We start from the raw sequence: 22,166 nt of genomic DNA, 5'->3' as shown, positions 1-22,166 counted from the left end.
TAAAAATCCCACGATTAAAGTGGGATTTTTAATTTGATCTATGCCAAGTTAATTTATGTGTTTAGCAATAACCTTCTAAACGGGTCAAAGGTAATTTCTGTCCAATGGCTTTTTCAATCGTTGGCAAATTAAAGGCATCATCTTCCGACAAGAAACTAATACTTACCCCTTGTGTTCCAGCTCGCCCAGTACGCCCAATACGATGTACATAATCATCAGACTGTTCAGGTAGCGTGAAATTGATCACATGCGATACACCATCTACATGAATACCACGACCTGCAACATCTGTTGCGATCATGATGTTATGTTTACCATTTTTAAATTGGTCTAGCATTTTCAAACGCTTGTCTTGTGCAATCTCGCCAGACAGCATGACCACTTTATAACCATCCGCCTTCAAATGATCATACAATTTACGGACCTGATCACGACGATTCGCAAAAATCATCACTTTTTCGATTGGTTCATCCGTTAAAATTTCACGTAATAACTTATATTTGTCTTTCTTTTCGACCACATAAACGCGTTGCTCAACATCAGCATTGGTTTTCTTTTCAGGTTCAATTTCTACAGTGACAGGTTCGAAAAGCCATTGTTGTGCAAGATTAAGTACGTCATAACTAAAAGTAGCTGAAAACATTAAAGTTTGACGTTGTTCTTTACGTGGAGAAAAACGCACAATGCGTTTTACTGAAGGGATAAAGCCCATATCCAATAAACGGTCAGCTTCATCAATGACTAAAAACTCAATTTGATCTAACCAGATTTCTTTTTGTTCAGTAAAATCAATTAAACGCCCTGGTGTTGCGACTAAAATATCAACAAAACCTTGATCCAACTGCTTTCTCTGCTTGTCAAAATCTACACCACCGACCAAAGTGACGACATTTAAACCGCTATATTTCACCAAATCTTTGGCGTCGTTTTCAATTTGAATCGCCAGCTCTCGTGTAGGTGCAAGAATCAAAGCACGTGGCTCACCACGAAAACGCTGTGTTTGAATCGGATTATTGAGCAAATCATTAATAATACTGACTAAGAATGCTGCTGTTTTTCCAGTACCTGTTTGAGCACGCCCAATTGCATCATGACCTGCCAAAGTATACTTCAATACTTTTTGTTGGATGGGGGTCATTTCTTTAAACCCTAAAGCATCAATCGCTTGTTTAAGTTGCGGATGTAAATTAAGGGTTTCGAAACCTGATGACATAAATACGAGCTCTAACTGTAGACACTTTGAATTGCGCCCATTATAAACAAAAAACGCCCCAATTTATAAAAAATTGGAGCGCCACTTAAATTTTTAAAAATTTAAGATTAGTCTAAAGGCTGAACTTCTTCAGCTTGAAAACCTTTTTGACCTTGTACAACGCTAAATTCAACACGTTGACCGTCACGAAGTGAACGATGACCTTCACCTTGAATAGCGCGGAAATGAACGAAAACGTCATCACCGCCTGCGCGTTGGATAAAGCCGAAGCCTTTAGTGTCGTTGAACCATTTAACTACGCCTTGTTCACGAGCTGTCATAAGTTAATCCTCAGTTATTAAGAAAAGGGACCACCCGGTGTTGCAAACAGCAGAGCAAACAAAGTTTTAAAATATTTTGTAATTTCAAAGCTTGTAATCATTCTGTAAAACTATTAACAAAATCCCGGTTACATCCATTTGTAATAGGGTTCAAAACAACAATTGTTTCTGACAAATCCTAAATACGCAACGAGCTTAACATGGGTTTATGACAATTAATAGAATTTTTTTTGATAATTATTTTCGATATCAAGCTTATTTTTTAAACACCTTAAATATTATTTTTTATCAACGCAAGAATATTGCAAATTGTGTTGGGTAGTTCTAAGAAACTTGCTAAAATAATACTTCCATAACAGTGTTATATTTTTGCCATAAAATGAATGAAACTTTAGGTCAAATGCCTATTGATACAAATCCAATTGAAATTGACAGTATGGGTAAACCCTGCCCTATGCCTTTGTTAATGTTGAAACGTGAATTAAAAAAAGCACTGCCTCAGCAAATGTTCTTGTTAAAGTCATCTGACCCACATAGTATGATCGACATTGCCCGTTACTGCGAAATACATCAGCTCGACTGTCAATTGACTCAAGTATCCGAGCATGAATTTCATTACTTAATTGAATCTTAATTATTTTCAATTAAAAATTTTTTTTGCAAATTGGCATATATATTTACATTTCTATACCCAAATTTTCTTACTTATGTACAATATTCGAATTAAGATGAATGCATTAGTAATACGACGAAATTCCTATAAGGAGAACTCATGAGTGACAGCAGCAATCAGTTGATGCCCCTGTCCTTATCTGCACCAGGTGTTAACTTAGGTGCTTATATCAGCACCGTAAATCAGATTCCAATTTTGACAGCTGAGCAAGAAAAAGAGTTAGCTGATCGTTATTTCTATGATCAAGATTTAGATGCTGCAAAAATGTTAGTGATGTCTCACTTACGTTTCGTGGTTCATATTGCCCGCAGTTATGCAGGTTATGGCTTGCCACAAGGTGATTTAATTCAAGAAGGTAATCTCGGTTTAATGAAAGCTGTTAAACGTTTTGATCCTAATATGGGTGTGCGTTTAGTGTCTTTTGCAGTGCACTGGATTAAGGCTGAAATTCATGAATATGTGATCCGCAACTGGCGAATTGTCAAAATTGCGACCACAAAGGCGCAACGTAAATTATTTTTTAATTTACGTAGTCTTAAAAAGTCGAGCAAAAAACTGACCCTTGAAGAAGCACAATCAATTGCCAAAGACTTGAATGTCACACCAGAACAAGTCTTGGAAATGGAAGGTCGATTGACTGCTTATGATGCAGCTTTCGAAGCTCAAGGTGATGACGATGATGAAGGTTCAACCCATGTTGCCCCTGCATTATATCTAGAAGATAACCGTTATGATCCTGCGCGTTTGGTTGAAGAAGAAGATTATGAAGAACAAAGTACTTCGGCTTTACATGATGCGATGGAACAGTTAGATGATCGTTCAAGAAATATCTTGCAACGCCGTTGGTTAGATGATGATAAATCTACATTACATGAGTTAGCGGCAGAATATAATGTTTCAGCTGAACGTATTCGCCAATTAGAAAAAAATGCCATGGATAAAATTAAGATTGCCATGTCATCCAACTAACTTCTATCCGTGAAAACATCGGTTTTAATAAAAGGGCGATCTGCCCTTTTATTTTGCTTAAAGTTTTATTGAATCTCGTATCTTCATAGATTTTGCCTTTAATCCGAGTTAAATTTTATGTTATGGTTATGCGCAAATTGATGCAGATGAATGGCTTATGTGGATTGCAATTTCAGCACTGAATTTAGCACTTGCAGTAATCTTAGGTGCATTTGGGGCGCATGGTTTAAAAACCCGAGCAACAGAAGCACAGTTGACTTGGTGGCAAACAGCAACTGATTATTTCTTCTATCATGCCCTCGGTTTATTGGCATTGGCAATACTCAGTAAAGTCATTCCTCAACTTCCAATCAAAGCCAGTTTTATGCTGATCCAAATCGGAATTCTATTTTTTTGCGGTTCGCTATATATCATGGCACTTGGCTTACCACGTGGCTTAGGTGCAATTACACCGATTGGCGGTGCACTGATGATTGCTGGATGGTTGGTGCTTGCCTGGAATGCATTAAAATACGCAAAATAATTCTGTTTTAACTTTTGAAATCACAATTTGCGCAATCAAATGGAATGTCTATGCAAATTTTCTTAAATGGTGAGCCCCAAGAAACCTCTTGCCAAAATCTTTTACAACTGGTTCAAGAACTTTCACTGGAAGGTAAACGCTTTGCGGTTGAAATGAATGAAATGATCATTTCTAAAAGCAAACTTGAACTCACCCCTATTGCTGAAAAAGATCGTATTGAAATCATTCATGCGGTTGGTGGCGGCTAATTTGGAGCTCTCCCATGCTAGATTTAACGACTAAAAACTCGCCACTTATTATTGGTTCACGCACCTTCCAGTCTCGTCTTCTTGTCGGCACAGGCAAATATAAAGACATGCAGGAAACAGATTTAGCCATCCAAGCGAGTGGTGCTGAAATCGTGACGGTTGCTATTCGACGTGTAAATATTGGACAAAATCCAGATCAACCGAATTTATTGTCGGTGATTCCACCTGAGAAATATACCATCCTTCCAAATACCGCAGGTTGTTTTGATGCCAATAGTGCGGTACGTACCTGTATGTTGGCACGTGAGCTTTTGGACGGACACAACTTGGTCAAACTTGAAGTTTTGGGTGATGAAAAAACCCTGTACCCGAATGTGACCGCAACACTCGAAGCAGCACGTACGCTTATTGATGATGGGTTTGAAGTGATGGTTTATACATCGGATGATCCAATTGTTGCACAAGAACTTGAAAGTATGGGTTGTGTCGCGATTATGCCTTTAGGCAGCCTCATTGGTTCAGGGCTTGGAATTTTAAATCCACATACCATTTCCATCATCAAAGAAAATGCAAAGGTTCCAGTGTTGGTCGATGCTGGTGTTGGTACAGCGAGTGATGCAGCTATTGCAATGGAATTGGGTTGTGATGGTGTATTAATGAATACAGCAATTGCTGCTGCACAAAATCCTGTTTTGATGGCTTCAGCAATGAAAAAAGCTGTCGAAGCGGGTCGTGAAGCTTATTTGGCAGGTCGCATGCCACGTAAGCGAATGGCAAATGCAAGTTCACCTGAAACAGGTTATTTCTTTAAATAACTTCAACCAAATCGCTTGTTGATGATTCACTCAAAGACTTAGATTGTCTAAAAGGGTTTTTCGAAATTCTTTTAGACTGAAAATATCTTAATAAACAGTTAATAAATCAATTGAGAAAAATGATTTTTAAAATAATAAATACATGTCTTTTCATGATGGCTTGTTTACCCGTCATAAGTTTTGCAAATCAATCAACAGGCGCTCTACAAAAATTTGTACCGCATGATTGGGAAATACTTTCTCAAGCCAAGGGTGATTTGAATCAGGATGGAAAAGAAGATATTGCACTGCTCATCCAAGCGAAAAACAAACATCTACACAAACGTAAACTTTTGATATTGTTAAAAACGGATCAGCAATTACAACTCAAACTAAGTCAACACATTCCAAAGTGGACCTACCGTGCAAATGAGCCTTGTGCGGAAGATGCGCTTGATGATTCATCTTTAAACATAAAAAATCAACGTTTGGAATTGTTATTCAATAGTATGTCATCGTGTAGCAATACCTATGGTTTAATTACCACATATAGTTTTAAACTAAACCAAAATCACTTCCATTTAATTGGCTATGACTCATCTTATCTGGATAAAATTACTGGTCAACAAGACGAAATTAGTATTAACTTTTTGACACATAAAGCCAAACTCAGCACAACTCCAAATATTTTTGCTGAAGTTGAAACGCCACCTAAAGTGATTTGGAAAACAATCAAGTCAGCCAAAAGCTACACTGTGGAAACTATACCTTGGGAGAATGAAGCGTTAGTTTTCAATTTTAGTGCTCAATTTATTGGAGAAAAAAATAATGAAAAACAAAATTGATTTAGTTTTATTTCGTGCATTGACGACCTGTTCAACTTTAGCTTGTGCAAACAACACCACACCCTATCAATCATTTATTCCTAAAAACTGGAAAGTATTGAGCCAAGCACAAGGTGACTTAAATGGTGACCGGCAAACTGATGTTGCCTTGATTATTGAAAATACTGATCCCAAAAATATTGTGACCAATGATCGCTTAGGTAACCCTCAACTGAATTTAAACCAACGAAAGCTATTAATTTTACTAAAATCCCCTCAAGGCTATCGTCTTGCAGCAAGTAATTCCACTTTACCCAGCGAAGGAGACCAAGAATCTCCTTGTCTTGCCGACCCTTTAGGCGAAGGTAATCCACACACCATCAAAAATGGATTAGTGCAAATTAATTTACATTATTGGCTCAGTTGTGGTTCATGGTATGTGAGCAATCATGTTTTTACTTTTCGCTACCAAAATCAATCTTTTCAGCTGATTGGATATGATGTTAATGACTTCCATCGTGCGTCTGGTGAAACCAATGCAAAAAGTATCAATTTTTTAACAGGAAAAATCAAAAAAACTACGGGTGGCAATGGCTTTGAAGATCAAAAGCAAACTGCCCAAGTATCATGGTCAAAGTTAAAACAAAAATATGCACTCACACTGGAACGAATTGACTTTAAAAACTATGGAGAATATGAATAAAAACGTTTTAAACTTGATCAAGCCGACATTAAATGAATGATAAAAACAAATTCATTATAGGTTTAATAAAAATTATATGGGATCAAAACAATGTATCGTAAAAATTTATTCTGTCTATTTTTTGCGCTCTCAAACTGCTCAAACTTAGTTTTGGCAAATAGCATTGAAACAGATCTTCAAGGCTTTGTTCCCAAAGGTTGGAAAATACTGGGTAAAGCTGAAGGTGATTTAAATGGTGATCAACAACCCGATCTTGCTTTGATTATTGAAAATACTGACCCCAAAAATATTGTTCATCATGACTCATATGATAAAAATTCAGAAAATCAAAGACTGAACCTAAATGAACGAAAATTACTGGTTTTATTTAAAGATGATCAAACTTACCATCAAATCGCCAGTAACGATTCACTGCCAAGGGAAAACAGCAATGAAAAGAAATGCCTAATTGACCCTCTGATCGTAGACCACTCCCCCATTATCCAGAATGGATTACTCAAAATCTCTCTAAATTTTGGGTTTCGTTGTGAGTCATGGGAGGTTTTTAATAATTTATATAGCTTCCGTTATCAAAACCAAGCATTTTATCTAATTAGCTACGATTTACATTACTTTGATCGACCATCAGGCAATAGTCGTAGTGAAAGTACTGATTTTTTAACCAGAAAATTCAAACAGAGCTTAAGCACTCCTGAGCTTGACCTTAAACGTTCACCACAAATATCACAGTCAAAATTAAACAAAGCACCTTTACTCAAATTGGAACAGATCAACTTTGCGCTTTATGTTCACCGTTAGCCTCTCCTAAAGGGAGAAGCAACAGTTTGAAGAAAAGCAGTATTAGAACCCGTGCTCTAAAATACGGATTTTAACTTCAGCCACATGGTCTTTGACTGCAAGCTGATATGCTTGCATATGCTCTGTTTGTAAGTGAGCATTAAGATGCTCAATACTTTCCCATTTTTCAAGCATGACAATCAAATCAGCATCCTGAGTTTGATAATTCACATCGACATTGGCATCAACTAAAAGCTGATAGCCATGACAGCCCTGTTCTAGCAGTACTGTTGGCGTGATTTTCCTAAAGGCTTGAATAATCTGTTGTTTATGTATGCCATTCGGATGAGCATAAATTTCAGCAATAATCGTTAACATTTTCTTCCTCAGCATTGTCAATGGGCTATTAATTTGCATTACTTAAGCAAAAAGGCGATTCAAATGATCACGATATTGCTGCTCATATTGTTCAACGTGAGGTGCTTTAATGACATCATTCACAATAAACGTATCCAAACTTTGCATACCTAAAAATTGATTGGCTTTATGAAAAGGTAAATAAACACCATCTACCCCCACGCCATGAAAGAATTGTTCTGGGTCATCAAATGCATCTATAGGTGCATTCCATGTCAGTGACAACATATACTTTTTGTCATGAATTAAGCCGCCCGAACCATACTTTTTAGCAGCATCAGAACGAGTTCGACCATCATTGGCATATAAGCTTCCATGACCAGTGGTAAATACATCATCAATATACTTTTTCATTGTCCACGGTGCGCCCATCCACCATCCTGGCATTTGATAAATCACGGTATCTGCCCAAAGGTATTTTTCTACTTCTTCCTGAGCATCATAAGATGAATCTGTACGAGTGATTTTAACGTTATGCCCTAAATCAGATAATACGTGTTCAGCTAAAGTGGTCAAGGTATCGTTTAATTCACCATTTGAATGTGCAAACTGTTTTGCGCCATTTACAATCAAAATATTACTCATTGCTCACCTGTGTCTCAGCTATGTATTAAGTTTATGGCGCCACTATAGTGATAATTTTTATCGCAAAAAATGCAAAAATAAGCAAAATATTATTGACTAAAAATCAACAATTATGATTAACACATGATTTAAAGTACTGTTCGAAATGCGATGGCAATAGATCATGCATAAAAAAACACCCGAAGGTGTTTTTAAAATGATCAGTACATCAAGGAATCAGCCCTTCATCACGCATTGCAATTTGCACAGATTGGCGTTCAGCCACTTTATTGCGTAAAGCTACAATATTGGTAAACGGCGTTAAATCATGTTGAATATAATTCGACCAGTTGGTTAGCACGAATAAATATGCATCTGCTGGACCAAAACGGTCGTTAACCAAATAATCGTATTCTGATTCTGCCAAATAATCATCAATATATTTCAACATTTTATCTAATGTAGCATAGCCACGCACTTTCTCATCTTCTGTTATTGCTGGATCAAAAAATACAGCATATTCATCATGTAGTTCTGAGTTTAAATAACCTAGCCATTCCAATACTTTGGCACGTCCCAAACCAGATGGTGGGATCAAATCTTGTTTTGGATCATGTTGAGCGATAAAAGGAAGAACCGCGACATTCTCAGTCAAAATCAAACCTGGATTAATTTCTAAAGCGGGAACATAGCCTTTTGGATTAATTTCGTAATAATCAGCACCCTTTTCTGTCTTATGCGTTTTTAAATCAACACGTTCCAGATCAAAATCAACATTAATTTCATTCAATAGAATATGAGCAGCTAAAGAACATGCACCTGGTGAATAATATAACTTCATATCTAATCCTTGTTATATGACTGTTTAAGTTGTAAATGGCTTCATCGGTAATTTCAAGTTAAGAAACATAGAAATTTGCAAATCAGCTTAAATTTATAAAACTGCTACAACTTGAATATTCAGCAAAACGAAGACTTTTTCAAGTCAAACTTAGCTGCATTTTCACTAAAAGATGTTTTAACATACGCATCTTTAAAGAATGATGAAAGGTTTGTAGTGATTAGTCTGAAAAAAGCAGAATGGTTTTCCAATATTCGTACAGATGTACTCGCTGGATTAGTCGTTGGCTTAGCACTTATTCCTGAATCTATTGCATTTTCTGCAATTGCGGGTGTTGACCCTCAAGTCGGGCTTTATGCTTCATTTTGTATTGCGGTGACCATAGCTTTTTTTGGTGGTCGCACAGCCATGATTTCAGCTGCTACAGGCGCTATGGCATTGCTTATGGTGACTTTGGTCAAAGATCATGGTCTACAATATTTATTTGCTACCACAATCTTAACAGGCATTATTCAAATCCTCGCGGGCTATTTCAAAGTCGCAAAATTAATGCGTTTTGTTTCTCAATCTGTGGTGTATGGATTTGTGAATGCATTAGCAATTTTAATTTTTGTCGCACAAATTCCCGAATTGCAACGAATGGATTTGACCGCCTATCTATTTGTTGGATTAGGACTTCTTGTTGTCTATTTATTTCCATATATTCCAAAAATTGGCAGACTGATTCCCTCACCTTTGGTATGTATCATTGTACTTAGTCTGGTCGCAATGCTGTTCAACACAGATATGCGTACTGTGAGTGATTTAGGCAAATTTCCCGATACATTGCCTATTTTTCTTATTCCTGAAATACCGCTTAACCTTGATACTTTAAAAATCATTTTTCCTTATGCAGTTACATTGGCAACTGTAGGTTTACTTGAAACCATGATGACAACCACAATTGTCAATGAAGTCACGCAAACTGAAGGCGATCGTCATAAAGAATGTCGTGGTCAAGGTATTGCCAATATCGCCAGTGGATTTATGGGTGGTATGGCAGGTTGTGCAATGATTGGACAATCGATTATCAATGTTTCTTCTGGCGCACGTACACGTTTGTCAACGCTGGTCGCTGGAGTATTTTTACTGTGTTTAGTGGTCTTTTTAAAAGATTGGTTGGCATATATTCCAATGGCTGCTTTGGTAGCAATTATGATTATGGTGGCATTCACAACTTTTAATTGGGATTCGCTCAAAAACTTTTCCAAACATCCTAAACAAAGTAATACAGTCATGCTCACAGTGGTTGTTATTGTATTGATGACCCACAACTTAGCTTTGGGTGTATTGGTTGGCGTTCTATTATCTGCACTGTTCTTGGTAAATAAACTTGAAAGCGGAGTCAGTGTTCGTTCTGAATTATCCGAAGACCAAAGCCGTCACTATTATGTTTATGGTCAGATTTTCTTTAGCAGTGCCGAAAAGTTTTTTCAATTTTTTGATTTTCATGAAACAACAGATAAAGTCACTATTGATTTAACTCATGCGCATATTTGGGATATCACCTCGGTCAATATGTTAAAGCAAGTACAAAATAAATTTCTACAGAATAATGTTCAAGTTGAAGTGATCGGTATGAATGAAGCAAGCCGTACGCTTGTAGATCAATTTAGTTCATCAACAGGAAGCGCTACTTCATGATTTGAGAAGTGGTATAAAGCATGTGGTGTACTTTTACTGCGAGTAAACTGCATATTTAAAATTTAAACGGCATCAACTTAGGTTGTATGCTGTTTGCTTTCCGTAGACATTTTCCAAAAAAACTATAATTTTCATGTTCTAAATCATGTTTAAATCGTAAAAATACCTATTATCAGGTATAGCGAAGTATCTAAATATCTGAAAAACTAGATACATTAAGCATCAATGAGCTTTTTCACATCATGAACAATGAGTTAAGTTTACCTGTACCTGTCATCATAGTAGAGGATGAACCGCTTATACAAAAAAGGCTAGCAGATATATTGGTGAATATTGGCTATTCAACATCAGACTTAGCTTTTGCCCAAAGTTTAGCGCAAGCCAAAGAATTACTTGAAACACAATCTGCATCTTTTGCCTTGGTTGACTTAGGTCTCCCTGACGGAAATGGGATTGAGTTTATTGAAATTTTAAAGAACTATGATCCGACCATTACGGTTTTAGTAATCTCGGCGTGGAGTACTGAAGATGTGATTCTCAACGCATTAAGTGCTGGCGCAACAGGGTATGTACTTAAAGAACGTGATGATATTGAAGTCGCACTTTCAATTAAAAGTGTCTTACGTGGCGGTGCGCCTATAGATCCATTTATCGCGCAAAAAATTTTAAAACAATTACACTTCAATGAAAAAAACAATGGAAATAAACCGATAAATAGCCAAAAATCAATTGAAAATGAGAGTATTTTATCAAAAAGAGAACTTGGAATTTTAGAGCTGGTTTCACAGGGTTTAAGCAATAAGGAAATTGCAGATCAACTCAATTTATCTCGCTATACCGTTGAATCTCATATTAAACATATTTATCGGAAACTTGCGGTATGCAACAGAGCCAAAGCCATCGATACAGCACGCAACATGGGCTTACTCGATTAACTCTCAATATTATTGGTTTTCTGTATTTGCTTTTCGCTATGTTGCAAAATGCATCTTTTGCTCAAGCAAATCTCTTAAATCAACATCTTGAAGCAAATAGCAGCTGTCATTTTGAAATTCTTAATATAGAGGTTGCACAAGCGACGGCGAATCAACCAGAACATGTTCCTCAATCTGGCTGGGAGCGTGTTCAATTACCAGATGACTGGGAAAAGCGTTGGGCTCACTATACGGGTAGCGCATGGTATAAAATTCAATGGCGTTACCAATGTAATCAAGACCATCAAGCCGTTGCACTTTTGATAGAACGTATTAATTTAGCTGGTGCAATTTATAGTAATAATGAATTGTTATGGAAAGATAAGTCTCTCGTTGAACCATTATCAAGAAGTTGGAACATGCCAAGATATTGGGTTCTTCCGTCTTCCTCTGTTCAAAATAAGCAAAATGAAATTTTAGTCCGTGTTGTTGGTGTTTCATCACAACATTCTGGCTTAGGCAAAATTCGATTTGGGCGTGCAGAAGATATTGTCAATCAAAATGATCAACTGATTTTCGAACGACGTACTTTATTTCTTATCAATATTATCATCAGCTTTGTTCTAGGAACCATTGGCTTTACGATTTGGTTGTTTCGGCGTGAAGAAAAAGCGTTTGGATGGTTTGGCTTAACCTCATTTTTCTGGGTGTTATTTGCTTATAACATTATATCCACCGTACCCCTTCCATTTACAGATACTTTATTCACAGCTCGACTGAATTTAGTCTTTTTAGTGGGTTATGTATATTGTCTATGTTTATTTGCATGGCGCTTTGCACTTCAACAATACAAATATCTTGAACGTTTGCTTTTCGCAAGCTTCATGATTTGCATCATAGCATTACTCTTTACGCCTAACGCATATTTGACCAAAAGCTTACTGATTACATTTCTTTATGCAGGTCTGGTGTTTATTTTTAACTGCCTGCTGTTTCAATGGATTGCTTTTAAAAAACCCAAAGTCGACATTTTACTTTTAGCCTTTATTTTTCTAATTTACTTGGTGATTATTGTTCATGACCTCTACATCATGCTCCATCATGATGATCAGGAGCTCTATTGGACGCCATTTGCAGCACCAATCACAAGTTTGGCAATTTCCTTTATTCTCGCTTATCGAATTTCACAAAACGTTTCTCGAATTGAAAAGTTCAATCAAACGCTTGAAGAAACAGTTGAGACAGTTACTTTTGATTTAGAACAGTCTTTAGAGAAAAAGCACCAACTGCAAATCGATAATATGCGTTTACAAGAACGCTTAAACTTGTCTCATGAATTGCATGATGGGCTGGGTGGTTCAATTGTACGTTCAATGATTTTACTCGAGCATAGTGAACATATCGAAAAACAACAAGTGCTCTCCATGTTTAAACTTTTACGGAATGATCTCCGACAAGTGATTGACTCAGGTACAAGTTTAGGTGAAAAAGTTCCTGAAAATCCAATCATGTGGGCTGCACCTTTAAGACATCGATTTGTTCAACTTTTCGAAGAAATGGAAATTGAATCGACATGGGTATTTGCTGAAAATTGGCTACTCAAACCACCGCCTTTGATTTGTTTAACCTTGTCGCGTGTAGCGGAAGAAGCATTGACCAATATTATAAAACATAGTCAAGCTTCAGATGTTGAGGTCGCCCTAGTTGAAAATGAACGCCAGCAATTGATTTTAACCATTCAAGACAATGGCATCGGATTTGAAGTAGATCAGGTTCAGTCAGGGTTACATGTTGGCTTACAAAGCATGCAGGTTCGTGTGAAACGAATTGGAGGAAGTTTTGAAATACATTCACAGCAAGGATTTACACTCATCCGTGCTATCTTGCCCTTAAAAGATAAAAATGACTGAATTTAAAAAGAGAAACTAGATCTCTAGTTTCTCTTGGTTTGGACTGTTCAAGTTTATTTCTTTTTAGCGCGTGCCAATACCGATGTTGCTGTCAATAACATCAAGCCAAGTAAAGACCATAAACCAGTACTTCCCCCACTACTTTTTCCACTTGTTGTAGTTGATTCATTTAAGTCTAAATCTACAACAACAGGATCATGATCAGAAGAACGGAATGCATCTTCACTATAGAAAGATGTAATTTGTTCTTCTGTTTTAAACTCTTCATTATAATCTAAAGCTGTTGGCTCATCTGCATTGATGTGCCATGCAAAAGTACGTTTAACCATTGGATATAAGTTTGCATCTGCTATGGCATGATCTAGATTACCCGCGCCGCCATTACCCGTTGCATCACTCGCAACTCCAAAGACATAGCTATATGCTAATTTACCTTGACCAATTTTTTCATCATTTAACAATACCTTATAGTTGGCTTTTTCAAAGGCTAAGATTGGGTCTTCTTTGGCATAACTGTTCATATCTCCAACCAATAAATAATTAGGCTTTTCAGCTTTGGTTGGATTTGTTGCAATCCATTGAATTAACTTTTGTACAGCAGTTACACGGGTTGGATTCCAGCAGCCTTGACCATCATTTTGATTGGCTTCAGGTGACGTTTTATCATCAGGACAACTGCCTTTGGATTTTAAATGATTCGGTATGACCGTAAAGGTTTTACCCCCAGTTAGCGCTTGGAAGCTTTGCGCCATAGTGACTCGGTTTTTCTGGGTCAAGTCATCATAAACTACTGGGTTACCCACAGTTTTTACACGCTTACTGTTGTAGATAATCGCAACTGCGATCACATCAGTACCTAATTTATCCATATTGGGTGGAATAACATATTTCCAATCTGCCCCCAAAGCCTTGGTCAAATAAGCGACTGCACTTTTATCACCATAACCATTGTTGGCAATTTCCATCAAACCATAAACATCAGCATCAATTGCTTTAATCGCACTCACCGTTTTTGCGTGTTGACGATTAAATTCTGAAGGGGTATTCGCACCACGATCAGGTTTGACACCAATCAATGGAGAGTTGTCATAGTTCAATACATTAAATGCCGCAACACGGACTTGCTTAGTGTCTTTAGCCGGAACATTTGAATTACGAGGGTTGGTATCTTTAACAATTTCTGGAGGTGTTTTATTTTGAATGGGTTGGATGCGCCACGCATTGAAACGATATTCTAAAATCCCTTCAACATTCTTTAACTGATAACCTGTACGTAGAGTATTGGCAGCATTAAAATTCGCTGGAAGCCAAGGTGTTCTATTTTGATTATTATATCCATCATCTAAAATGATTTTTGATAGAAGGTTGGTTTTAGCTAATGCGACTGCTTCGGCTGATTTTGCTGGATATAAGTTGGTCGGGATATATAAACGCCCTAAACTTAATGACAACTGACCATAACGACCATAATCATAGTTTTCACTGACCGTTAAGGTTTGTGGCATTTTCACCAACATTCCCTGATAACGTTTAGGTGAATGACCAGTTGCGTCCGTTAAACTTGAAAATGGAAGTTGAATCAGTGTTGCACTGATCAAATTAGCAGCTTGATTATTACAAGTGCCAATATTGTTACTCAGTTGATCAAGCTGCAACTGATTTTGATAGGTCGTTAAACGTCCTTTCAGAATAACTTCCTCCCCCACTTTTCCACCAGTGACTGTACTTCCAGCAGGAATATACACAAAAATGGCATTACTTAAATTCGCTTTGGCTTTTGTGTCAGGTGTTTGGATATAAAAACCTGAAAATCCATCTTGATAACGATAGTCAGCTGTGATTACACCACGAACAACATACTGCTGATTCTGAGTTGCAGATTGCAAATCTGCGATGGGTGTATCTGCTGTACTACAACTCACTGCTGTTGCTGGTGGTGTCGCTGTATCTGCACCTAAATAGGTACTAAAGGCATTACGATCTGACCATTTTGTCCATTCACTATCCAAGTCAAAAGCACTATTTGGATCTACTGAACTCACATCATTTTTATTTTTTATTCTGCTTAGGCTATTTCCAGCACTCTTAAATGTTGTTCCCCAACCACCTGTTGGAGCTTCACCAATACGCCCAAAACGATCGACTGGGGTTCCTTTATATAAAAGCACCAATGCATCATCACCATTAAATGCCAAACCAGCGACCTGATTTACTTTATTCCCAATTTCTGCCTGTAATTCACTACGACCTAGAATGAATTTTGCTTTACTGGCTAAATTTCCTTGTAAAGTATATGTTGCAGTTTTGCTCGTTGCCCCATTGGTATATTGTTGAATTTCATAATCTGCAAGGTTAATGGTGGATGCATCTGGATTATAAATTTCTAATCCCTTTTTATTTGCTGTGCCGTCAATATATTGACTAAACATCAATTGAGCATAACTTGGAAATGAACAGCCCAATAAAGCTAGGCTTAAACATAGCGTATGAGGTTTTAAAATTTGCATGATTTTTAACGTTTGTTGAAATTTACAGCAGATTAATTTTTATTAATGACAATATCGTGAATTTGAATGATAGATTTATACGCATTTATTTATTGATGAATAATCAAACATTATATGGGTGAGTATAAGCCCTCAAAATTGCGGAAATTTTCAAATGCTCTCTTACAAAAAAAGCACCCTTTCGGGTGCAAGAGCATGGGGCTTTAACAACTTTATAAAATATTACAGATTAAGCCTCCAATTGCAGTTGCTGTAACTTAGCCACTTCCTGTTGCTTGAGTAAATTACGTTGAATTTTACCACTGGATGTTTTTGGCAAACTTTCCACAAATTCAATTTCACGTGGGTAAGAATGCTTGGATAAACGTGATCGAACATAGTTTTGCAATTTTGCATTTAATTCATCAGATGAAACAACTTGAGGTTTTAGTACAATAAAAGCTTTTACAATTTCTGTTCGTTCAGGGTCAGGTTTACCAATCACGGCTGATTCTAAAACCTCTGCACACTCCAACAGGGTGCTTTCTACATCAAACGGACCAACACGATAGCCTGACGTTGTAATGACATCGTCTGCACGACCAATAAAATCAATCCCACCTAGTTCATTAAGTCGAACTGTATCTCCAGTTAAATAATAATCTCCCATAAAAGATTTACGGTTATTCCCACCATATCCTTTAAACCAAGTGAGCGGTGATTGCTTGAAGTCAATCGCCAAAGTTCCGATCTCGCCCACTGTCACTTCTTTATAATCTTGATTTAAAACTGCAAAACGATGCCCAGGATTTGCAAAACCTGCCGAACCTACCTTGATTGGATGTGCTAAAGCGTGATGGTTTCCAATCACCATGCCTAACTCTGTTTGTCCATATTGATCATATATATTAACGCCTAGATCATGGTTAAACCAATGAATCACTTCAGGGGTCAAAGGCTCTCCCGCACTACTGACCACACGTAAATGGTCTTTGATTGAACCATCGAATTGTTCTTTAAAACCAAAGAATATTCGAAAAGCCGTAGGAGAACCTGTTAAATTACTGACTTTATACTTCTGTATAACCTCTAAGGCATGATCGACACTGAATGCATGCTCATCCATAATAATACTGTGTCCGAGTCCCAGCGGACCTGTAATACCATAATATAAACCGTATGCCCAACCTGGATCGGCAAGATTCCAAAATGAATCTTCTTCGCGTAAATCAACGGCATGACGCATATATTCTTTAAATGCTAAAACAGCTTTGAGTGGCACAGGAACTGATTTAGCTAAACCCGTAGTTCCTGATGTAAACATCATTAAAAAATCGTCTTCAAAATTTAACATGACCGGATTATGTATGGCTGATTGCTTGGTTAACGCTTCCCAAAAATCAGCTTCTTTTATCTGACTTGAGTCCTTGAGATGGACTGTCAGAATATGAGGTAATTCAATTTGATCTAATTTGCTACGTTGTTCTTGATTAGTGACCATTAACTGCGTATTGGCTGTTGTTATACGATGTTCAATTGCCTTAGATTCAAATGCAGTAAATAAAGGTTGATAGATTGCACCAATTCGCCATGTTGCCAAAATAGTAATGAGTAATTCTGGTGTACGTGGCAATAATCCAGCAATACAATCTCCTGCTTTTAAACCAATCGATTGAAAATAATTTGCCAGCTGTCCAGAAGCTTCTGCAAGTTGCTCAAACGTCCATTGTGCTGATTCACCATTTTTTCCTTCCCAGATCAAAGCAACTTTATTTAAACCAATAAAGCGCCCACAACACTCTTCATAGGCATTGATTGATTGAGGGTTTCCAGCCAGTTGTTCATCGATCAACTTTGCATAGTCGAATTCTAGATAAGCTTGTTGCAATGTTTTCATGGCAATATCCTTGTATTTGTTACACACATCATCTCGATGTGCAATTCCATATATCTGCGTTCTAGCTCTTATTAAAATGCCGAATCATTCAGCATTTGTTCCTATGCGTATAGATAAACATGATTAGAAATCATACACAATTTCCAAATGCCTCAATTATTCTGCGGTGTTTGGACACTACTACCTCCACGTTAAAAGCAATACAAAGACCAGCATTTAGCTGGTCTTTGTATTGCTTTTAAAAGGAGTTTACTCAGTTGTGTGTTATTGAATCACAGCACGTGCAATGACCAAACGTTGGATATCTGATGCACCTTCATAAATCTGACTAACACGCACATCTCGATAAATCCGTTCAACAGGAAAATCTGAAACATAGCCATAGCCACCATGTATTTGAATGGCATCTGAACAAACTTTTTCAGCGATTTCCGATGCAAAAAGTTTTGCCATCGATGCTTCTTTTAAACAAGGTAAGCCAGCATCTTTCAAACTTGCGGCATGGTAAATCAATTGACGGGCTGCTTCGATTTGAGTTGCCATGTCAGCCAGTCGAAATGCCACCGCTTGGTGCTGAACCAGTTCCACACCAAAAGCTTTACGTGCATTGGCATATTCAACGGCGGCATCCAATGCCGCACGAGCCATACCTACACATTGCGATGCAATGCCAATTCGTCCTGACTCTAAATTGGATAAGGCAATTTTGTAGCCCTCACCCTCATTTCCCAATAAATTTCCAGCAGGAATCCGACAGTTTTCAAAAACAATCGTCGCAGTATCAGAACAGTGTTGCCCCATTTTGTCTTCAATACGGGAAACAATATATCCCTCCGTATCAGTTGGAACAATAAAGCAAGAAATTCCCTTTTTTCCAGCAGTCTTATCCGTCATGGCGAATACAATTGCAACTTGGGCATTTTGTCCCGAAGTGATGAACTGCTTGGTGCCATTAATGACCCATGTATCTCCATCCCGTTCAGCTTTACATAATAGAGCACCAGCATCTGAACCTGCTTGTGGCTCTGTTAAACAAAAACAACCAAGCCATTGCCCTGTTGCCAAAGGGATTAAATAATCGTGTTTTTGCTGCTCTGAGCCATATTTTTGGATAATCCCACACGGTAATGAGTTTTGTACACTCACAATGGTAGAAATCGCACCATCACCAGCCGCAATCTCTTCAATTGCAACGACCAAGGACATATAGTCCAAACCTGCACCACCCCATTGTTCTGATACAGTCATTCCTAATGCACCCAAATCTCCCAATGCTGCTAATTGCTGTTTCGGAAATTGTGAATGCTTATCTCGTTCAGCAGCAGTTGGCTTGAGTTCATTTTGAGCATAATTCCGCATCATTTCTTGAACCATCTTTTGATCATCATTGAGTATCATCGAGCTTCCCTTTTAGTTCGTTTTTAACAATTTTGAATATTTAAATTCCTATCTCAAAATCAAGCACAGGAACGGATCAACAAAATTTAAAGTCAAATTTGCCCAATACCGCCTTTTAAGCAGTATGGGACAATTATTTTTCAGGTGTTTTGCTTTATAAATGGCGTGATCAACAGTTGAAGCTAATCCCATCTAAAAGCATAAAGGGATGTGACTTACTTCGGTTGCATACGAATCGCACCATCTAAACGAATTGTTTCTCCGTTTAAATAACTATTTTCACAAATATGCCCAACAAGTTGTGCAAATTCTTCAGGTTTGGCAAGACGTTTTGGAAAAGGAACCATTTCCCCTAGAGCATCTTGAACATTTTGTGGCAAAGCTTTCAACATCGGTGTCTCCATAATGCCGGGAGCAATGGTCATGACACGAATTGCATGTTGCGACAACTCTCTTGCCAAAGGTAAAGTCATTGCGACAACAGCTCCTTTGGACGCAGCGTATGCAGTTTGCCCAATTTGTCCATCAAAAGCCGCCACTGAAGCTGTGTTGATAATGACTCCACGATCTTCTTCACCAGCTGCAAGTTCATAACGTGAGATAACATCTGCGGCAAAACGAAGCATATTAAATGTACCTGATACATTAATATTTAAAACCTTCTGAAATGCATCCAAAGCATGGATACCGTTTTTCCCTAATACCTTTGCAGAAGGACCAATACCTGCACAGTTAATTAAACCGTTAAGTTGTCCATAATCTTGTTCGAGTTGTTTAAAGAATTGTTCTACCGCAATTTCATTGGTCACATCCAATGGTACAAATTTGGATTTTTCACCAAGACGTTTTTGCATTTCTTCACCCAGTTCATGGTTCATATCTACCATGATCACGCTTGCGCCTTGAGCCACCAAATGTGTTGCCGTTGCAGCACCGAGTCCAGATGCACCACCTGTTACCACAAAGACTTTTCCTTCAATTTTCATTTTTCTTCCTTAATTCATTGTTTAAATAAATAGCTATAGATTTTAAATTAAACCCATTTTCGACTTAAGATGAAGAGTAAACATAGTCCAGCTTGAGTACAATTTCCAAAAGTTGCATCCTGTATGATGGATTTGGACAATTTAGAATTTTTGGGTCACTTAACCACGTCTTTAATGCGCTCACAAGATAATGGAATATACTGTGAACAATCAACATTTCATTGAAAGTAAAGGAACCATCTCAATTGCACTCGTACATGAGGCGTTGATTGGTGCAAAAAACAAAGGCTTCGATATTGAAAAAATCTTAGTCAATGCCGAGATTCCGCTTGAACTTTTCAATGCGCCCAAAGCAAGAATTGCTGTTTCAAGCTATGCAAAACTTTGGACTGAAATTGCAGATCAAATGAATGATGAATTCTTTGGTATGGATTCTCATCAAATGCGCCGTGGCTGCTATAAATTACTCACGAAGATGGTGATGCAAGCCGATACACTTCACATTGCCATCGAACAAATCCTACAATTTTTTAATCTTGTTCTTGATGATTTTTCCAGTAAATTGGTAATTGATGAAAATTATGCCTACATTGTCATTACAGATAAATTACAAACTAAAGCCATGTTTTGTTATGCTACCTACATTATGCTGATTCATAGTTTGATTTGTTGGTTAGCTGATCAACGTATTCTACTCAAACAATTACAATTAAAATGCACAGCTCCAGAAGACGATCAAGATTATCGCGTTCGCTTTTGTGAACATATCACTTATCAAACAGACGAAAACTATCTGCAATTCGATGCAAATTACTTAAGTATCCCGATTAAACGTGACCAAAAATCTTGGTATACATTTATCAAAAACAGTCCTGAAAACTTGCTATTAAGGTTTAAGAATCCTTTGGCATTGAGTTCTATGGTACGAAAAAAATTACTTTCTCTTTCACCTTGTGCTTGGTTGGAGTTAGGTGATTTAGCTGAACAACTGAATATTTCTGAAGCAACAATTCAGCGTCGTTTAAAAAGCGAAGGTACAAGCTATCAACAGCTTAAAAATGATATTCGCTGTGACATGGCAATTGATCTTTTAACCAAAACAACGCATACCTTACAAGACATCAGCGAATTATTAAACTTTCAAGATGCAAGTGCATTTCACCGTGCTTTTAAAAAATGGACTGGTGTAAGCCCTGGTGCTTATCGCGAACATAAACATTTAGGTTAAAAGAATAAGCTTAAATGGCTTTGCAAAAATGATTTCATGTTCTTACTCAAGTATGTATTAAAGGTATTTTAATTTTATTCTTATAAATTTGAAAAGCTTGTATAAAGTTTTACAGCTTATCTGAACATGGTTGCAAATTCGCCATTATTAGTATATTTTTCACTCAATTCAAAGCAGTCTTTCTGCTTACTTCCTGTGGTACCCTCCTCCCCTTTAATCAGCTTTCAGGTCACTAACATGATTAAGATGATTGATGTACTAGAGCAAAATCTAGTTCAAAATTTTATCCATTCCCTTTCTGCTCAAACTGAACATTTAGATGAGTTGATAGAAGGAATTTTAAAAGCTTCAGATCGTGATGTTGCAGATGCGATCAATGACTTTCTGAACATCAACAATGCTTCAGATCTTGCTCAAGCACTCGATATCCAGCAAGAGCGTATTGAAGCGATCCAATCTGGTTTGGCAATGAAAAAAGAAAATATTGCAGATACAGCGAAAATTGTAGCACTGTGTCTTGCACTTGAAACCAATGCCTTAGACCAAGTTGAAATTGCAGATAGCCTCGAAGATTATCCAATATAAAAGTAGTTCAATAAAAAACGGTTTGAAATCAAGCCGTTTTTTATGTTTAAATCGCAAAAAGTGCTAAGAATTTTTTTTACTATCGCTTTCTACTAATCTACTAAATACATCAAAAACAGATTAGGATAATTATTGTATATAAAAATCAATCAATTAATCGCAAAAAAATGATAATTCTGTTTTATTGAAGTGCTTATCTATTATTCTTTTTTG

The 22,166-nt window shown here is 37.2% G+C and carries 22 protein-coding genes; 13 read left to right on the top strand and 9 right to left on the bottom strand.

The genetic code is table 11. The features are described from left to right. Positions 1-61 precede the first annotated feature (61 nt). Positions 62-1,213 (bottom strand): ATP-dependent RNA helicase RhlB, encoded by a 1,152-nt coding sequence (gene rhlB / locus TOL5_RS08780; protein WP_004824345.1) that lies wholly within the window; start codon positions 1,211-1,213, stop codon positions 62-64. 107 nt (positions 1,214-1,320) lie between these two features. Then, on the bottom strand, positions 1,321-1,533 hold the full coding sequence (locus tag TOL5_RS08775; protein ID WP_004824348.1) for a cold-shock protein: 213 nt from the start codon (positions 1,531-1,533) through the stop codon (positions 1,321-1,323). A 379-nt stretch (positions 1,534-1,912) separates the two neighbouring features. On the opposite strand from TOL5_RS08775, the gene TOL5_RS08770 reads away from it, so the two are divergent. From TOL5_RS08770 to TOL5_RS08735, 8 genes are all read left to right on the top strand, one after another. Next, positions 1,913-2,167, top strand: a complete 255-nt coding sequence (locus TOL5_RS08770; protein WP_046761133.1) for a sulfurtransferase TusA family protein — start codon at positions 1,913-1,915, stop codon at positions 2,165-2,167. Positions 2,168-2,305: 138 nt separating this feature from the next. Beyond that, the gene (gene rpoH, locus TOL5_RS08765; RefSeq protein ID WP_004824351.1) at positions 2,306-3,175 is read left to right on the top strand and encodes an RNA polymerase sigma factor RpoH; all 870 of its coding nucleotides are present in this window, start codon (positions 2,306-2,308) and stop codon (positions 3,173-3,175) included. Between the two features lie 157 nt (positions 3,176-3,332). Next, complete coding sequence (locus tag TOL5_RS08760) at positions 3,333-3,698, top strand: DUF423 domain-containing protein (RefSeq protein WP_004824352.1); 366 nt, start codon at positions 3,333-3,335, stop codon at positions 3,696-3,698. A 50-nt stretch (positions 3,699-3,748) separates the two neighbouring features. Continuing rightward, on the top strand, positions 3,749-3,946 hold the full coding sequence (gene thiS, locus TOL5_RS08755; RefSeq protein WP_004824354.1) for a sulfur carrier protein ThiS: 198 nt from the start codon (positions 3,749-3,751) through the stop codon (positions 3,944-3,946). 14 nt (positions 3,947-3,960) lie between these two features. After that, positions 3,961-4,761: a thiazole synthase gene (locus TOL5_RS08750; RefSeq protein ID WP_005032163.1), complete on the top strand. Its 801-nt coding sequence runs from the start codon at positions 3,961-3,963 to the stop codon at positions 4,759-4,761. A gap of 155 nt (positions 4,762-4,916) precedes the next feature. Then, positions 4,917-5,585 carry a hypothetical protein gene (locus tag TOL5_RS08745; protein WP_308469056.1) on the top strand — a complete coding sequence of 223 codons (669 nt, stop codon included), beginning with the start codon at positions 4,917-4,919 and terminating at the stop codon, positions 5,583-5,585. Further along, the gene (locus TOL5_RS08740; RefSeq protein WP_221260693.1) at positions 5,569-6,267 is read left to right on the top strand and encodes a hypothetical protein; all 699 of its coding nucleotides are present in this window, start codon (positions 5,569-5,571) and stop codon (positions 6,265-6,267) included. Before TOL5_RS08745 ends, TOL5_RS08740 begins: the two co-directional genes overlap by 17 nt. Before the next feature lie 90 nt (positions 6,268-6,357). Continuing rightward, positions 6,358-7,065: a hypothetical protein gene (locus tag TOL5_RS08735; protein WP_121775246.1), complete on the top strand. Its 708-nt coding sequence runs from the start codon at positions 6,358-6,360 to the stop codon at positions 7,063-7,065. A gap of 42 nt (positions 7,066-7,107) precedes the next feature. Here the strand turns inward: TOL5_RS08735 and TOL5_RS08730 are convergent, their stop codons facing one another. The 3 genes from TOL5_RS08730 to gstA all read right to left on the bottom strand — a co-directional run bounded on the left by TOL5_RS08730 (position 7,108) and on the right by gstA (position 8,866). Then, on the bottom strand, positions 7,108-7,422 hold the full coding sequence (locus TOL5_RS08730) for a putative quinol monooxygenase (protein WP_121775245.1): 315 nt from the start codon (positions 7,420-7,422) through the stop codon (positions 7,108-7,110). 42 nt (positions 7,423-7,464) lie between these two features. Further along, positions 7,465-8,046 carry an NAD(P)H-dependent oxidoreductase gene (locus TOL5_RS08725; protein ID WP_058971623.1) on the bottom strand — a complete coding sequence of 194 codons (582 nt, stop codon included), beginning with the start codon at positions 8,044-8,046 and terminating at the stop codon, positions 7,465-7,467. Between the two features lie 208 nt (positions 8,047-8,254). Next, positions 8,255-8,866, bottom strand: a complete 612-nt coding sequence (gene gstA / locus TOL5_RS08720) for a glutathione transferase GstA (RefSeq protein ID WP_004824362.1) — start codon at positions 8,864-8,866, stop codon at positions 8,255-8,257. A 216-nt stretch (positions 8,867-9,082) separates the two neighbouring features. Between gstA and TOL5_RS08715 the strand changes: the two genes are divergently transcribed. From TOL5_RS08715 to TOL5_RS08705, 3 genes are all read left to right on the top strand, one after another. Continuing rightward, positions 9,083-10,549: a SulP family inorganic anion transporter gene (locus TOL5_RS08715; protein ID WP_100886301.1), complete on the top strand. Its 1,467-nt coding sequence runs from the start codon at positions 9,083-9,085 to the stop codon at positions 10,547-10,549. 242 nt (positions 10,550-10,791) lie between these two features. Beyond that, the gene (locus tag TOL5_RS08710; RefSeq protein WP_121775244.1) at positions 10,792-11,484 is read left to right on the top strand and encodes a response regulator transcription factor; all 693 of its coding nucleotides are present in this window, start codon (positions 10,792-10,794) and stop codon (positions 11,482-11,484) included. Continuing rightward, positions 11,430-13,373, top strand: coding sequence for an ATP-binding protein (locus TOL5_RS08705; RefSeq protein WP_121775243.1), 1,944 nt, complete (start codon positions 11,430-11,432; stop codon positions 13,371-13,373). Before TOL5_RS08710 ends, TOL5_RS08705 begins: the two co-directional genes overlap by 55 nt. A gap of 53 nt (positions 13,374-13,426) precedes the next feature. On the opposite strand, the gene TOL5_RS08700 is transcribed toward TOL5_RS08705, so the two are convergent. The 4 genes from TOL5_RS08700 to TOL5_RS08685 form a co-directional block, all read right to left on the bottom strand. Next, complete coding sequence (locus tag TOL5_RS08700) at positions 13,427-15,880, bottom strand: ExeM/NucH family extracellular endonuclease (RefSeq protein WP_121775242.1); 2,454 nt, start codon at positions 15,878-15,880, stop codon at positions 13,427-13,429. A gap of 229 nt (positions 15,881-16,109) precedes the next feature. Further along, a complete protein-coding gene (locus TOL5_RS08695; RefSeq protein WP_121775241.1) occupies positions 16,110-17,756 on the bottom strand; it encodes an AMP-binding protein in 1,647 nt (548 codons plus the stop codon). Positions 17,757-18,020: 264 nt separating this feature from the next. After that, positions 18,021-19,154: an acyl-CoA dehydrogenase family protein gene (locus tag TOL5_RS08690; RefSeq protein ID WP_121775240.1), complete on the bottom strand. Its 1,134-nt coding sequence runs from the start codon at positions 19,152-19,154 to the stop codon at positions 18,021-18,023. Positions 19,155-19,369: 215 nt separating this feature from the next. Continuing rightward, positions 19,370-20,140, bottom strand: coding sequence for a 3-hydroxyacyl-CoA dehydrogenase (locus tag TOL5_RS08685; protein WP_004824374.1), 771 nt, complete (start codon positions 20,138-20,140; stop codon positions 19,370-19,372). A 190-nt stretch (positions 20,141-20,330) separates the two neighbouring features. On the opposite strand from TOL5_RS08685, the gene TOL5_RS08680 reads away from it, so the two are divergent. Beyond that, entirely contained in the window at positions 20,331-21,368 is a 1,038-nt protein-coding gene (locus TOL5_RS08680; protein WP_100885430.1) for an AraC family transcriptional regulator, read from the top strand. Between the two features lie 237 nt (positions 21,369-21,605). Then, positions 21,606-21,953, top strand: coding sequence for a hypothetical protein (locus TOL5_RS08675; protein ID WP_004824377.1), 348 nt, complete (start codon positions 21,606-21,608; stop codon positions 21,951-21,953). Positions 21,954-22,166 lie beyond the last annotated feature (213 nt).

Origin of the sequence: Acinetobacter sp. Tol 5, from assembly GCF_019702905.1 — a bacterium.
GTDB classification, from domain to species: Bacteria; Pseudomonadota; Gammaproteobacteria; order Pseudomonadales; family Moraxellaceae; genus Acinetobacter; species Acinetobacter bereziniae.
Note: the sequence above shows the minus strand (reverse complement) of the source record. Positions and strands in the feature narration are given on the sequence as shown.